This is a genomic window from Sinorhizobium sp. 7-81 (genome assembly GCF_030124405.1).
GTDB classification, from domain to species: Bacteria; Pseudomonadota; Alphaproteobacteria; order Rhizobiales; family Rhizobiaceae; genus Sinorhizobium; species Sinorhizobium psoraleae.
This window is the reverse complement of the sequence record NZ_JASKLT010000003.1, coordinates 366,230-381,015: the sequence shown is the minus strand read 5'-3', so window position 1 is coordinate 381,015 and position 14,786 is coordinate 366,230. Positions and strand designations below refer to the sequence as shown.

Genomic DNA, 14,786 nt, shown 5'->3' with positions numbered 1-14,786 from the left:
CACACCTTTCCTTGTTCTGCTCTAATTATTTCTTCGTACACCGCCAGTAGGATACCTTTGGTGTGTGAGATTTGTGCGGATCCGTGATTCGCAATCGGAACTGTTCGGAAGCTATCGAATGGGTGGTGCGATTTCCCTTCTGGCGGTGAATTTCATCGTCGCCCAGATATTCGTGGTCGCATTTCTCATCATTGCGGCAAAGAGCCGCTCGGGCCGGCCGGCGATCTGGATAGCCGCCTGTTTCGCTATCGCCTCCTTGTCGGCGGTGTTTGAAGCCGTTCTGCCCTTCAGCCCGTTTCCCCGCATACTCGCGATCAGCGCTTTCGCCAGCGTCCTCGGCGGCTTCTGCCTGCTTCGCGTCGGACTCGGCCTGTTTTATCAGGTGCCGGTCAGGCCTGCGGCGCTGGCTGCTTTCTTCATCGCTTCGGTCATCGTCGATCTCCTGATCTACGACCTTCCGCGCGGCACCTTGGAGCACGCCTTTTTCTACCAGATGCCTTTCTTCTTCATTCAGGCGTGGTCCGCCTCGGCGATCGTCCGCTCGCGGCGGCGAACCTATGCAGACCGGATCCTGCTTGGGCTCCTGGCTTTGAGCGCAGCCTACTATCTCGTGAAGATCTACGCGGCGATTGCGGCAGGCGCCGGAAGAACGGCAGCCGATTATCTCACCAGCCCGTTCGCACTGATCTCGCAGGCGCTCGGCGCCATGCTGATCGTCGGAACCGGTCTCGCGATGCTTGGCGTCATGGTCAAGGACATCATCGACGACGCTCGGGCCAGCTCCGAAATCGATGCCCTCTCCGGCCTCTACAATCGCCGGGGCTTCATGGAGCGTCTCGGTCCCATGCTGGAAAGGCGCGGTGCGGGCCATCCCGGCGCGCTCATCCTTACCGACCTCGATCATTTCAAGCGGGTGAATGACACCTACGGCCACCACACCGGAGACGAGGTGATCCGGCGATTTTCCCGCCTGCTTCTCGATCTGATGCCGAGCCGCGCCGTTGCCGGGCGTCTCGGAGGCGAGGAGTTTGCAGTGTTTCTTCCGCTGACGGGCCTATCGGATGCACGTGTCCTTGCCCACGGAATCCGTGCGGCGATTGCATCGATGCGGATCGAGGGCCTAGCTGAAACGGTGACAGTCTCTGCCAGCTTCGGCGTCGCGGCGGTTGCCGTAGGCGAGCCGCTCGAATTGGCCATGCAACGGGCGGACAAGGCTCTCTATGCCGCCAAGGCCGCAGGACGGAACAGGGTGGAGTCCGCCGAAACGCCGGCACATGTGGTGTCGCCCGCGGTTCCCCACTGGGTTGGCCGGAGCTAGACGCTACGCATTCCCAGCGATCCTCGCCCGCCGCAATGCGTACAAGGAACGCTTCACCACCGTCGATCTGTCAACGGATGCGCTTGGCTGCCGGTTCCGGCGTCAATTCGCCGTTGAGACGGCGATCGAGATAATCCTCGCACTCAGCCATCAGGTTCTCGATCTGGCCATTGAAGAAATGATTGGCGCCGGGCACGGTCTTGTGCGTAATCAGGATGCCTTTCTGAGCCTTGAGCTTGTCGACGAGGCCGTTGACGTCCTTCTCGGGGGCTACCTTGTCGGAATCACCGTTGATGATCAGGCCGGACGAGGGGCAAGGGGCGAGGAACGAGAAGTCGTAGATGTTCGGCTGCGGCGCGACGGCCATGAAACCTTCGATTTCCGGGCGGCGCATCAGCAGTTGCATGCCAATCCAGGCCCCGAAGGAATAGCCGGCAACCCAGCAGCTCTTCGAATCGGGATGCAGGCTCTGGACCCAATCGAGTGCGGAGGCGGCGTCGGAGAGTTCGCCCGCGCCGTGATCGAACTCACCCTGGCTGCGCCCGATGCCGCGGAAGTTGAACCGGAGCGTCGTGAAGCCGCGCTTCTGGAACATGTAGAAAAGCTGATAGACGATCTGGTTGTTCATCGTGCCGCCGAACTGGGGATGCGGGTGCAGGATGATGGCGATCGGGGCGCTCTTCTGTTTCGAAGGCTGATAACGGCCTTCAAGGCGACCGGCTGGTCCGTTGAAGATAATCTCGGGCATTGGCTCTCCGGGAATGTTTCTGGTTCAAATCGCGGTTTCAGTGCCGATCTGTCTTGACGAAAGCAGTCAGGTTTTCTAAAACCTAGTTTAGAACCGTTCAAAACTTCGGTGCGGGCATTCCGCCATGTGCTTCGTCTCATAAGGCAAGCGGCGCGGAAAATTCAAGGAAAATGCAACGGCGCCGATTGTAACGGCCGAGCCAATTGTTCTAGCGAAGGAAACGATGTCGGGACCGCGCATTTATATGGACTGGAACGCCACGGCGCCGCTTTTGGCCGAAGCGCGCGAGGCTTTCCTGTCCGCGGTCGACCGCATCGGCAATCCGTCGTCTGTTCACGGCGAAGGCAGGGCGTTGCGCGCGCTTGTCGAAAGCGCGCGGCGTGACGTCGCTGCGCTTTGTGGCGCGCAAGCCGCCGCAGTGATCTTCACCAGCGGCGCCACCGAAGCCGCCAATATGGTGCTGACCCCGGATTTCCGCATGGGGCGGACGCCGCTCCGGATCGCCAAGCTCTACGCTTCGGCTATCGAGCATCCGGCCGTACGCGAGGGGGGGCGTTTCGCGCGCGAAGATGTGCGCGAGGTGCCGGTGACGGCTGCCGGCGTGATCGATTGCGTTGCGCTGCGAGCCCTGCTTGCTTCCCATGATAGTCAAGCCGGGCTGCCGATGGTCGCCGTGATGCTCGCCAATAACGAGACGGGCATCGTCCAGCCGATCTCCGAGGTCGCGGCCATCGTTCGCGCCCATGGTGGCCTCCTAGTGGTCGATGTGGTGCAGGCGGCCGGTCGCTTGCCGTTGTCGATCGAGGCGCTAGGCGCGGATTTCCTCATCGTTTCATCGCACAAGATCGGCGGCCCGAAAGGTGCGGGCGCGCTCGTGGCGCGTGGGGAAGTCATGATGCCTTCGGCGTTGATCCGTGGTGGCGGACAGGAAAAAGGCCATCGTTCGGGCACGGAAAATGCGCCGGCGCTTGTCGGCTTTGGAGCGGCAGCCCGTGCTGCCGCCAACAATATAGAAGCGCGTATGGGCGCCATTGCCGCCTTGCGCGATCGGCTCGAAGCCGAAATGCAGTCGTCGGCGCCGGATGTGGTAATCCACGGGCGCGATGTTTCGCGTATCGGCAACACGAGCTTTTTCACGCTTCCGGGTCTCAAGGCCGAAACCGGCCAGATCGCCTTCGACCTCGAAGGCGTGGCGCTTTCGGCGGGATCGGCTTGCTCCTCCGGCAAGGTCGGGCAGAGCCATGTGCTGACGGCGATGGGTTACGACCCCCGCCAGGGAGCGCTGCGTATTTCGATCGGCGAGTCGACGACGGAGGCTGAAATCGAGCGTTGCGCGACAGTGTTCGCGAAAGTGGCGGCCCGCCGTCGCTCGACCGGGCAGGCCGCGTGACGCAAGACGATTGAACGAAATTGCGGAAAAGCAATTTTCCGCTTGGCAAACGGGGTGAAAAGCGCCTTTTAGCCATTACATAAGCGGTGCGCAAAGTTTGCATCGTATTGACAAGCTGCCGGACCTTGGATCCGGCAAGATTGGAGAACGACATGCCTGCCGTGCAGGAAACGATTGACCAGGTCCGTCAGATCGACGTGGACCAGTACAAATACGGCTTCGAAACGCATATTGAGATGGACAAGGCGCCGAAGGGCCTGTCCGAGGACATCATTCGCTTCATTTCGGCCAAAAAGAACGAACCGGAATGGATGCTTGAATGGCGTCTCGACGCCTATCGCCGTTGGCTCACCATGGATGAGCCAAGCTGGGCGCGTGTCCGTTACCCGAAGATCGACTTCAACGAAATTCACTACTACGCCGCGCCGAAGGGCACGACGGGGCCGAGATCCCTCGAAGAGGTCGATCCGGAACTGCTCAAGGTCTACGAAAAGCTCGGCATCCCGCTCAAGGAGCAGGAAATCCTTGCCGGCGTGCAGAAGTCGAAGATCGCCGTCGATGCAGTGTTCGACTCCGTTTCGGTCGTCACCACCTTCAAGGAAGAGTTGAAGAAGGCCGGCGTGATCTTCATGTCGATTTCGGAAGCAATCCGCGAGCATCCGGATCTGGTCAGGAAGTATCTCGGCTCTGTCGTTCCGCCGACGGATAACTTCTATGCGACATTGAATTCCGCCGTCTTCACCGATGGTTCCTTCGTCTACGTGCCGAAGGGCGTGCGGTGCCCGATGGAGCTTTCGACCTATTTCCGCATCAACGAGAAGAACACGGGCCAGTTCGAGCGCACGCTGATCATCGCCGAAGAGGGGGCCTATGTCTCCTATCTCGAAGGCTGCACGGCGCCGCAGCGCGACGAGAACCAGCTTCACGCCGCAGTCGTCGAGTTGGTCGCGCTCGACGAGGCCGAGATCAAGTATTCGACGGTGCAGAACTGGTATCCGGGCGACAAGGAGGGCAAGGGCGGCATCTACAATTTCGTCACCAAGCGTGGCGATTGCCGCGGCAAGAACTCCAAGATCTCCTGGACGCAGGTCGAAACCGGCTCGGCGATCACCTGGAAATATCCGTCCTGCATCCTGCGCGGCGACGGCTCGCGCGGCGAGTTCTATTCGATCGCCGTGTCCAACGGTCACCAGCAGGTCGACTCGGGCACCAAGATGATCCATCTCGGCAAGAACACGTCGAGCCGCATCATCTCGAAGGGCATCGCCGCCGGCGTTTCGGACAACACCTATCGCGGTCAGGTTTCGGCCCACCGCAAGGCCGAGAACGCCCGCAACTTCACCCAGTGCGACTCGCTCCTGATCGGCGACAAGTGCGGCGCGCATACGGTGCCCTACATCGAGGCGAAGAATTCGACCGCACAGTTCGAGCATGAGGCGACGACGTCCAAGATTTCCGAGGACCAGTTGTTCTACTGCCTCCAGCGCGGCATTCCGGAAGAAGCGGCGATCGCGCTGATCGTCAACGGCTTCGTCAAGGAAGTCATTCAGGAACTGCCGATGGAATTTGCCGTCGAGGCGCAGAAGCTGATCGGCATCTCGCTGGAAGGCTCCGTGGGCTAAGGCCTCGACCACCTATCGAAAAGGCGCGCACGGGACTTGCGCGCAAAAAAACTATTCGCTTCCGAAGAGGACGATTGAAAATGCTTGAAATCAAGAACCTGCACGCACGGATCGCCGAAGACGGCACCGAGATCATCCGCGGGCTGAACCTGACCGTGAAAGCCGGTGAAGTCGCCGCCATCATGGGACCGAACGGCTCGGGCAAGTCGACGCTGTCCTATATCCTTTCGGGACGCGAAGACTACGAAGTGACCGAGGGCGATATCCTTTATAACGGCGAGAGCATCCTGGAGCTCGATGCTTCCGAGCGTGCGGCGAAGGGCGTCTTCCTCGCCTTCCAGTACCCGGTCGAAATCCCCGGCGTCGCCACCATGCAGTTCCTGAAGGTGGCAATGAACGAGCAGCGCAAGTATCGCGGTGAGGACGAACTGACGACGCCGGAATTCATGCGCCGCGTCAAGGAAGCCGCTGCCGAGCTCAAGATTGCTCCGGAAATGCTGCGCCGGCCGCTGAACGTCGGCTTCTCCGGCGGTGAGAAGAAGCGTGCGGAAATCCTGCAGATGGCGCTGCTGGAGCCGAAGCTGTGTGTTCTCGACGAAACCGACTCCGGTCTCGACATCGATGCGCTCAAGGTCGTGGCCGATGGCGTCAATGCGCTGCGTTCGCCGGATCGCGCCGTTATCGTCATCACCCACTACCAGCGCCTGCTCGACTACATCGTTCCGGACACCGTCCACGTCCTCTACAAGGGCCAGGTCATCAAGTCGGGCGACAAGACGCTGGCGCATGAACTCGAAGCCAAGGGCTATGCGGATCTCATCGAGGCAGCAGCCTGACGCCTGTTGAAGGAGTGTTCGAATGAATATGCAACAGGCTATCAAGATGACGGCCGCCGAAACGGCGCTCGTCGATGCCTATACCGCGCAGATCGGCGATCTGCCGGGCGATGGGGCCGTGCTGTCGCTCCGCGATACGCTCGTTCATGAGCTGCGGACGGCCGGATTGCCGACGCGACGCATCGAGTCCTGGCACTATACCGACCTGCGCACATTGCTGCGCGCGGTGCCTGCCGCCGATGCATCCGCCTTTGCCGACAGGGTCGAGGCCGTCGTTCCGGGCTCTTCCGTGCTTGCGGTTCGCAGCGGCCAGGCTGACCTTAAGAGCCTGCCCAAGGGTGTGACGGCACGATCCTATACCGAGAGCCTGCTCGACGGTTCGGCGGTGGTAGGCCTCACCGTGCTCGGCGCGGACGATGCCATCGGCCGGATCAATGGCGGGCTCGTTCGCGGCGGTCTCGAAATCGCGGTCGCAGAAAATGTCGAACTGGAAGCGCCGCTCGAGATTCAGGTCGTCCAGAGCCACGGTCAGGCGCACACGCGTTTTCCGGTGTTCTTCGGTGCGGGCGCCAAGGCGACGGTGATCGAGCGGCACCTGTCGACGAGCGCGGAAGCAAGCTTCGTTTCCACTGTGAGCGATGTGACGCTTGCCGAAGGCGCCGATGTGATCTGGATCATTCTGCAGCAGCAGGGCATGGCCGACACGCATCTCGGACAGATCCGCTTCGACCTCGGCAAGGACGCCAAGCTGCACCTCTTCGTCATCAATGCCGGCGGCAGGCTGGTGCGCCAGGAAATCCACGGCAAGGCGAGCGGCGAAGGCGCCGATTTGACGCTGCGCGGCATCAACCTGCTTGGCGGCGAGAGCCACACGGACGTGACCTTCACGCTCAGCCACGACGTGCCGCATACGACCTCGAGCGAGATCATCCGCAACGTCGTCTTCGACCGGGCGAAGGGCGTATTCCAGGGCAAGATCCTGGTCGCCAAGGACGCGCAGAAGACCGATGCGAAGATGTCGTGCAACACGTTGCTCTTGTCCGACGACGCCGATTTCTCGGCGAAGCCGGAGCTCGAAATCTTCGCCGATGACGTGCAGTGCGGTCACGGCGCAACGGTGATCGATATCGATCACACGCAACTCTTCTATATGCTCGCTCGCGGTATTCCGGAGAACAAGGCCCGCGCGATGCTCGTCAACGCTTTTGTGGCCGAGATCGTTGAAGAGCTGGAAGATGACGAAGAGCTGGTCGAGGCGCTCGAAGGCATAATCTCGGCCTGGCTGGAAAAACACGCCTGATTGGATAAAGACATGGAACACACGGTGCCGGTGCCGGCCTACGACGTCGAGACGATCAGAAAGGATTTCCCGATCCTTTCGCGGATGGTCTATGGCAAGCCGCTTGTCTATCTCGACAACGGTGCATCGGCACAGAAGCCCCAGCTCGTCATCGACGCCGTGGCTCATGCCTATTCCAATGAATATGCCAACGTCCATCGCGGCCTGCATTTCCTCTCCAATGCCGCGACGGAAGCCTACGAGGCGGCGCGCGAGAAGGTTCGCCGCTTCCTGAACGCGCCATCGGCTGAAAATATCATCTTCACGAAGTCCTCGACCGAGGCGATCAATACGGTTGCCTACGGCTACGGCATGCCGAAGCTCGGCGAGGGGGACGAGATCGTCATCTCGATCATGGAGCATCACTCCAACATTGTTCCCTGGCACTTCATCCGCGAAAGGCAGGGCGCGAAGCTCGTCTGGGCGCCGATCGATGACGATGGCGCGTTTCACATCGATGACTTCGTCAACTGCCTGACGGAACGGACAAAGCTCATCGCCATCACCCATATGTCGAACGCTCTCGGTACGGTTGTGCCGGTGAAGGAAATCTGCCGCATCGCCCGTGATCGCGGCATTCCGGTGCTCGTCGACGGCAGCCAGGGTGCGGTGCATATGCCTGTTGATGTTCAGGACATCGACTGCGACTGGTACGTGATGACCGGCCACAAACTCTACGGTCCGTCCGGCGTCGGCGTGCTCTACGGCAAGATGGATCGCCTGAAGGAGATGCGGCCTTTCATGGGCGGCGGCGAGATGATCGAGGAAGTAACCGAGGACCGGGTTACCTATAACGATCCGCCACATCGCTTCGAAGCCGGTACGCCACCGATCGTCCAAGCGATCGGCCTCGGCTACGCGCTCGACTACATGGAACAGATCGGCCGCGACGCGATCAGGGCGCATGAGGCGGATCTCACCGCCTATGCGCGCGAACGCCTGTCGGCAGTCAACTCGCTCAGGGTCTTCGGCGATGCGCCCGGCAAGGGAAGCATTTTTTCGTTCGAGATCGCCGGCATTCACTCGCACGACATTTCGATGGTGATCGATCGTGCCGGCGTTGCTGTTAGAGCGGGGACACATTGCGCGCAGCCGCTCTTGAAACGCTTCGGAGTCACCTCCACATGCCGTGCGTCTTTCGGCCTCTACAATACGCGGGCCGAGGTCGATGCGCTTGCGGATGCGCTGGATCATGCGCGGAAGTTTTTCGCGTAGGGCGGGACGGGGAAAAATATGTGCGGATTTCCGCCCGCATCCCGTTCTGACTTGTTGAAATCGATCGTTCATGATTTTGGGTCAAATCGATCCAAATCATGGTGATCCAAGGAGGCCGATATGAGCCTGGACGCAACGGAAGAAAAGATCGATGTCCGCGAGGGTATCGTGCATTCGGCCATTCCCGCCGAAGAACTGGCGCGCCTCAGCGATGACATCATCGCCGCTTTGAAGACGGTCTACGATCCGGAAATCCCGGCCGATATCTTCGAACTCGGGCTCATCTACAAGATCGACATCGAGGACGACCGGATGGTGAAGATCGAGATGACGCTGACGGCGCCCGGTTGCCCCGTTGCCGGAGAAATGCCGGGTTGGGTCGAGAACGCTGTCGGCGCTGTCGAGGGTGTTTCAGGCATCGAAGTGACTATGACGTTCGATCCGCCATGGACGCCGGACCGCATGTCGGAAGAGGCGCAGGTCGCGCTCGGCTGGTACTGAGCCTCATATTGATCCGTTAAGAGACGGGCATTACATTAGATTCTGGAAGGCGCCGGGCCTTTACCCCGGCGACGTGAAGGAGAAGAAGCCGATGGGCTTTGCCATAATGAGCTTGACCGATGCCGCCGCCGGCCGCGTGCGGTTGATCGTTGAGAATGCTGGAGGCGATGCCAAGGGCATCCGCGTCAGCATCAAGAAGGGCGGTTGCGCCGGCATGGAATATGCCGTCGATCTCGTGACCGAGCCCAACAGCAAGGACGACCTGGTCGAACATGTGGATGCGAAGGTCTGGGTCGCACCCGAGGCCGTGCTTTATCTGCTCGGCACCCAGATGGATTTCGAAGTGACGCCGTTGCGCTCCGGTTTCACCTTCAACAACCCGAACCAGACATCCGCCTGCGGCTGCGGCGAGTCCGTCGAGCTGAAGCCGGCCGATCTGGCGGCGCTTGCGGCGAAGGGCGATGCCGTGGTTCGCGCGAACTGAGTTCACGTAACCGGTGGATTGAAAGCCCGGCTTCTCGCCGGGCTTTTTCGTTGCTGTTCGAAGCCGTCCTTGCTCGATAAGCTCGTGGCGGAAAGGGCGGGGTGTGCGAAGGCACACTCCGCCGCGTCATTTCATTCTGCCGCTTCCGCGTAGCTTTCGATCGGCGGGCAGGTGCAGACGAGGTGACGGTCCCCGTACACATTGTCGACGCGGTTGACCGGCGACCAGTATTTGTCGACGCGGAAGGCGCCCGGCGGGAAGCAGGCCTGTTCGCGAGAGTAGGGTCTGTCCCAATCGCCGACGAGGTCTTCGACCGTGTGCGGTGCGTTCTTCAGCGGATTATTGACCTTGTCCATCCGGCCTTCCTCGATGGCGCGGGCTTCCTCGCGGATCGCCAGCATCGCATCGCAGAAGCGGTCGAGTTCCGCCTTGGTTTCCGACTCGGTCGGCTCGATCATCAGCGTGCCGGCGACAGGCCAACTCATGGTCGGTGCGTGGAAGCCGCAGTCGATCAGACGCTTCGCGACATCGTCGACCGTTACGCCCGCGCTGTCGGCGAGCGGGCGCGTGTCGATGATGCACTCATGCGCGACGCGACCCTTTGCCGACTTGTAGAGCACATCATAAGCACCCTTCAGTCGCGCGGCGATGTAGTTGGCGTTGAGAATCGCCACCTTGGTCGCTTGGGTCAGCCCTTCGCCACCCATCATCAGGCAGTAGCTCCAGGAGATCGGCAGGATCGAAGCCGAACCGAAAGGAGCCGCCGACACCGCGCCCTCATGCCCGTCCGTTTCCGGATGACCGGGGAGAAAGGGAGCGAGATGCGCCTTTACCCCGATCGGCCCCATGCCCGGGCCGCCGCCGCCGTGCGGAATGCAGAAGGTCTTGTGCAGGTTCAGGTGGCTGACGTCCGAGCCGATGTCGCCCGGCCGGGCAAGACCGACCATGGCATTCATGTTGGCGCCGTCCATATAGACCTGGCCGCCGTGCTTGTGGACGATCTCGCAGACCTCGCGGACGTTCTCCTCGAACACGCCATGCGTGGACGGGTAGGTGATCATGCAGCAGGAGAGATTGTCCGCATATTGCTCGGCCTTGGCACGGAAATCGTCCATGTCGATTTCGCCAATGTCGCTGACCTTGACGACCACCACCTTCATGCCGGCCATCTGCGCGGACGCAGGATTGGTGCCGTGCGCCGAGGTCGGGATCAAGCAGACGTCGCGATGGCCGTTGCCGTTGGCGATATGATAGGCGCGAATCGTCAAAAGACCGGCATATTCACCTTGCGCGCCCGAGTTCGGCTGCATCGAAATCGCGTCATAGCCGGTGACGGCGCAGAGTTTTTGCGAGAGATCCTCGATCATGTGGCGATAGCCGAGCGCCTGGTCCGCCGGAGCGAAGGGATGGATTTCGGAAAACTCCGGCCAGCTGATCGGCAGCATTTCCGCCGTGGCGTTGAGCTTCATCGTGCAGGAGCCGAGCGGGATCATCGCCCGGTCGAGCGCGAGGTCGCGGTCCGCGAGGCGGCGGATGTAGCGCGTCATCTCGCTTTCGGCGCGGTTCATGTGGAAGATCGGATGGGTGAGATACTCGCTGGTGCGCAGCAGCGGCTGCGGCAGGCGATAGCCCGGCTCAAACTCTTCCACCTTGAAGTCGCCGCCGAAGGCGCGCCAGACGGCCTCGAGCGTCACGGGCCGCGAACGCTCGTCGAGGCTGATCCCGATCTTCGTGTTGCCAATCTTGCGAAGGTTCACTTCCTCGGCCACCGCTGTCTTCAGGATAATGCCTTGCAGCTTGCCAACCTCGACCGTGATCGTGTCGAAGAAGACGTCGGGCTCGACGGTGTAACCGAGCTTTTCCAGCCCCATGGCGAGACGCACCGTCTTCTGATGGACGCTCTGCGCAATCGCCTTGATGCCCTTCGGGCCGTGGAAGACGGCATACATCGACGCCATCACCGCAAGCAGCACCTGCGCCGTGCAGATGTTGGACGTCGCCTTTTCGCGGCGAATGTGCTGTTCGCGCGTCTGCAGCGACAGGCGGTAGGCGCGGTTGCCGCGCGAATCGATCGAAACGCCAACGAGGCGGCCGGGCATGGAACGCTTGTATGCGTCCTTGACCGCCATATAGGCCGCGTGCGGACCGCCATAGCCGACCGGGACGCCGAAGCGCTGCGTCGAGCCGACAGCGATATCGGCGCCCATTTCGCCGGGCGATTTTAGCAACGCCAGCGCCAACGGATCGGCGGCAACGGCTGCAATCGCGCCTTGCTCGTGCAGCTTGGAGATCAGCGCCGTGAAATCACGGACGTGACCGTAGGTGCCCGGATACTGGAAGAGCGCGCCGAAGACATTGGCAGCATCGAGATCTGCGAAGGGATCGCCGACGACCACTTGCCAGCCGAGCGGTGCGGCGCGGGTCTTCAGAAGGGCGATCGTTTGGGGATGGCAATTCTCGTCGACGAAGAAGGTTTTAGCCTTGGACTTCGCGACGCGCTCGGCCATCGCCATGGCTTCGGCGGCGGCCGTCGCCTCGTCGAGCAGCGAAGCGTTCGCGACATCGAGGCCCGTCAGATCGCAGACCATCGTCTGATAGTTGAGCAAGGCCTCGAGCCGGCCTTGGCTGATCTCGGGCTGATAAGGCGTATAGGCCGTGTACCAGGCCGGATTCTCCAAAATGTTGCGCTGGATGACCGGCGGCGTAATCGTGCCGTAATAGCCCTGGCCGATCAGCGAGACGAGTTTTTGGTTGCGGTTCGCCGTTTCGCGCAGCTTGTCGAGCGCCTCGCGTTCGGTCATCGGGGTGCCCCACACGAGCGGCGTCTTTTGCCGGATCGCCGGGGGAACCGTGTCGTCGATGAGGGCGTCAAGGCTCGGATAGCCGACGACCTTCAGCATCTCTTCCATTTCCACGGGCGAGGGACCGATGTGACGCCGATTGGCGAAATCGTAAGGCTTGTAGTCGGTAAAGGTGAAGTCTTTCGGCATGCTCATCAGACGACGAGCTCCTTGTAGGCCGCTTCATCGAGAAGGGCGTTGGCCGCACTCGGGTCGGCGAGTTTCAGCTTGAAGAACCAGGCCGCACCCTGCGGATCGCTATTGACGAGCGACGGGTCGTCGACGATCGCCTGGTTGACCTCGATGATCTCTCCGTCGAGCGGACAATAGACATCGGAGGCTGCCTTGACGGATTCAACGGTCGCGGCCGAATCGCCCTTGGCGAAGGAGGAGCCCGCTTCCGGCAGTTCCACGAAGACGAGATCGCCGAGCTGCCCGGCGGCATGCTCGGTGATGCCGACGGTCGCGACGTCACCTTCGATCTTCAGCCACTCGTGTTCTTCGGTGAATTTCAGCATTAGCGCGCTCTCCTGATCAGCGTTTGTAGGTTTGTTTGACAAAGGGCAGGGCGGCGACGGCAAGCGGCAGATATTTGCCCCGCACCTCCGCAAAAAGTTTCTTGCCGTTGCCGGCGTGGGCCGCGTCGACGTAACCCATCGCTATCGGGCCATCGACGCTGGGGCCGAAGCCGCCGGAGGTGACGGTACCCACCGCCATCTTGCCCTCGGCATCCGCAAAAACCTTGGCCCCGCCGCGAACGGGTGCGCGACCTTCGGGCTTCAACCCGACGCGGCGGCGCTTGGCTCCATTGGCGAACTCAGCGAGGATGCGCTCAGCACCGGGGAAACCACCGGCGCGATCACCGCCCGCGCGGCGGCTCTTCTGAATCGCCCATTCGAGCGCCGCCTCCACCGGCGTCGTGCCGGTGTCGATGTCGTTGCCGTAAAGACAAAGGCCCGCCTCGAGGCGAAGCGAATCGCGGGCACCGAGGCCGATCGGCATGACGTCCGGATGTTCGAGCAGTCGCTGCGTCACATCGACGGCCGAGTCGACGGGGATGGAGATTTCAAAACCGTCCTCGCCGGTGTAGCCGGAGCGGGAGATGATGCAGGCTACGTCGTGTAGATCGGCTTCCGCCACGTCCATGAAACGCATGGCGGCAACATCGGCCCAGAGTTCGCAGAGCACGGCTTCCGCACGCGGCCCCTGCAGTGCCACAAGCGCGCGATCATCGAGCATTGTGACGTCGCAAGTATCGCCGAGGCCCTTCTTCAGGTATTCGAAATCCGCATCCTTGCAGGCGGCGTTGACAACGAGAAAGAGATGGTCGCCGCGATTGGTGATCATCAGATCATCGAGAATGCCGCCTTCATTGTTTGTGAATAGGCCATAGCGCTGGCGGCCCTCCGCCAGGCCAAGGATATCGACCGGCACCACCTTTTCGAGCGCCAGTGCCGCGTCCTCGATGCGGCCGGATTTCGGCCGCACGATGATCTGGCCCATGTGCGACACATCGAAGAGGCCCGCTGCCGCACGGGTGTGCAGGTGTTCCTTGAGCACGCCTTCCGGATATTGCACCGGCATATCGTAGCCGGCAAAGGGCACCATGCGCGCACCGAGCGAAAGGTGCAACGCGTGCAGCGGCGTGTGCTTCAAATGGGAGATCTCTTCCAAATCCGGCCTCCAGGTCTGGCGCATCTCGCGCCGGCTCACACTACCGGCGTCGAACGCCGACAATTTTGAGCCCCCTCTGTCCCTTTGCCTGAGATTGTTATCCCTTCGGCGAGCGTAAACGCTTCTCTCCAGAGTCCTACCGGCACCTTGCTGGTCCTTTGGCCTGAGAGTTTCCGGGGCGGTTGCTCCTTCGGCACCGGACTAAACCGGCTTCTCCCAACAAGATCGTTCCCAGATAACGGCGAAGCCCGGATTTTGGCAAGAGCCTATGTCGCGACCAAACACATTTTTGTCGCCGTGGCTTCATCATTGCCGATAGCGACCTGCGGCAATTCGGCCTTTGCAATTCCTCCCGGTTGGGGGTAACCAAGAGCCGATCAAGAGGGGACTATGGCAAGGCGCGTGGATAAATGGCGGATTGCGGTGCGGGTGCTCGCCGCCCTTGCGCTCGTTTTCCTGTCTTTCGCCCACAAGCCGGCTCTCTCCAAAGCACCAAACCCGGCGGTTGCCGCCGACTATGTGCTGCCCGACGGCACATTCGCAGATATCTGCTTCGGCACGGAAGGCATTAATCATGATACCGGACAAGACAAGTCGTCCGGGATCACGCCCATTTGTGAAGCCTGCAGGCTGGCCGGATCGGTGCTGCTGCCGCCGCCGCCCGAACAAGGCGCGCCCGCCGAAAACGGCAACTGGCTTGCCAAGACGCCGATCGGCAAGGCCGAAGTGGCGCTTGCTCCCCTGCGGCTGCTGCCGCCGTCACGCGGACCCCCAACATTCGTCGTAACCTTCTCCTGACGCATTCCATTTTTCATTCGA

Annotated in this window: 13 protein-coding genes and 1 riboswitch; of the genes, 9 read left to right on the top strand and 4 right to left on the bottom strand. The window is 61.3% G+C overall.

The features are described 5' to 3' along the window. Nucleotides 1-118: 118 nt before the first annotated feature. Nucleotides 119-1,318 (top strand): GGDEF domain-containing protein, encoded by a 1,200-nt coding sequence (locus QN224_RS14425; RefSeq protein ID WP_283977266.1) that lies wholly within the window; start codon nucleotides 119-121, stop codon nucleotides 1,316-1,318. A gap of 70 nt (nucleotides 1,319-1,388) precedes the next feature. Here QN224_RS14425 and QN224_RS14420 read toward each other — a convergent pair whose 3' ends face one another. Continuing rightward, complete coding sequence (locus QN224_RS14420) at nucleotides 1,389-2,066, bottom strand: alpha/beta hydrolase (RefSeq protein ID WP_173513292.1); 678 nt, start codon at nucleotides 2,064-2,066, stop codon at nucleotides 1,389-1,391. Between the two features lie 223 nt (nucleotides 2,067-2,289). On the opposite strand from QN224_RS14420, the gene QN224_RS14415 reads away from it, so the two are divergent. The 7 genes from QN224_RS14415 to sufA all read left to right on the top strand — a co-directional run bounded on the left by QN224_RS14415 (nucleotide 2,290) and on the right by sufA (nucleotide 9,453). Beyond that, nucleotides 2,290-3,456, top strand: a complete 1,167-nt coding sequence (locus QN224_RS14415; RefSeq protein WP_283977265.1) for a cysteine desulfurase family protein — start codon at nucleotides 2,290-2,292, stop codon at nucleotides 3,454-3,456. Between the two features lie 152 nt (nucleotides 3,457-3,608). Continuing rightward, entirely contained in the window at nucleotides 3,609-5,078 is a 1,470-nt protein-coding gene (gene sufB, locus QN224_RS14410; RefSeq protein WP_269283545.1) for a Fe-S cluster assembly protein SufB, read from the top strand. Between the two features lie 80 nt (nucleotides 5,079-5,158). Beyond that, nucleotides 5,159-5,914 (top strand): Fe-S cluster assembly ATPase SufC, encoded by a 756-nt coding sequence (gene sufC / locus QN224_RS14405; RefSeq protein WP_283977264.1) that lies wholly within the window; start codon nucleotides 5,159-5,161, stop codon nucleotides 5,912-5,914. A 22-nt stretch (nucleotides 5,915-5,936) separates the two neighbouring features. Then, the gene (gene sufD, locus QN224_RS14400; protein WP_283977263.1) at nucleotides 5,937-7,214 is read left to right on the top strand and encodes a Fe-S cluster assembly protein SufD; all 1,278 of its coding nucleotides are present in this window, start codon (nucleotides 5,937-5,939) and stop codon (nucleotides 7,212-7,214) included. A 12-nt stretch (nucleotides 7,215-7,226) separates the two neighbouring features. Beyond that, nucleotides 7,227-8,468: a cysteine desulfurase gene (locus tag QN224_RS14395; protein WP_283977262.1), complete on the top strand. Its 1,242-nt coding sequence runs from the start codon at nucleotides 7,227-7,229 to the stop codon at nucleotides 8,466-8,468. A gap of 120 nt (nucleotides 8,469-8,588) precedes the next feature. After that, nucleotides 8,589-8,969, top strand: a complete 381-nt coding sequence (locus QN224_RS14390; RefSeq protein ID WP_269283554.1) for an SUF system Fe-S cluster assembly protein — start codon at nucleotides 8,589-8,591, stop codon at nucleotides 8,967-8,969. Nucleotides 8,970-9,060: 91 nt separating this feature from the next. Continuing rightward, nucleotides 9,061-9,453, top strand: a complete 393-nt coding sequence (gene sufA, locus QN224_RS14385; protein ID WP_283977261.1) for a Fe-S cluster assembly scaffold SufA — start codon at nucleotides 9,061-9,063, stop codon at nucleotides 9,451-9,453. Between the two features lie 131 nt (nucleotides 9,454-9,584). On the opposite strand, the gene gcvP is transcribed toward sufA, so the two are convergent. From gcvP to gcvT, 3 genes are read right to left on the bottom strand one after another with little or no spacing between them, the layout of a single operon-like run. Beyond that, entirely contained in the window at nucleotides 9,585-12,449 is a 2,865-nt protein-coding gene (gene gcvP, locus QN224_RS14380) for an aminomethyl-transferring glycine dehydrogenase (protein WP_283977260.1), read from the bottom strand. Continuing rightward, a complete protein-coding gene (gene gcvH, locus QN224_RS14375; protein ID WP_173513301.1) occupies nucleotides 12,449-12,811 on the bottom strand; it encodes a glycine cleavage system protein GcvH in 363 nt (120 codons plus the stop codon). Before gcvH ends, gcvP begins: the two co-directional genes overlap by 1 nt. 16 nt (nucleotides 12,812-12,827) lie before the next feature. Continuing rightward, nucleotides 12,828-13,967 carry a glycine cleavage system aminomethyltransferase GcvT gene (gcvT, locus tag QN224_RS14370; RefSeq protein ID WP_283977259.1) on the bottom strand — a complete coding sequence of 380 codons (1,140 nt, stop codon included), beginning with the start codon at nucleotides 13,965-13,967 and terminating at the stop codon, nucleotides 12,828-12,830. Between the two features lie 141 nt (nucleotides 13,968-14,108). Next, nucleotides 14,109-14,196: riboswitch (glycine riboswitch) on the bottom strand. A 161-nt stretch (nucleotides 14,197-14,357) separates the two neighbouring features. Here gcvT and QN224_RS14365 point away from each other — a divergent pair. Beyond that, complete coding sequence (locus QN224_RS14365) at nucleotides 14,358-14,765, top strand: hypothetical protein (RefSeq protein ID WP_283977258.1); 408 nt, start codon at nucleotides 14,358-14,360, stop codon at nucleotides 14,763-14,765. Nucleotides 14,766-14,786 lie beyond the last annotated feature (21 nt).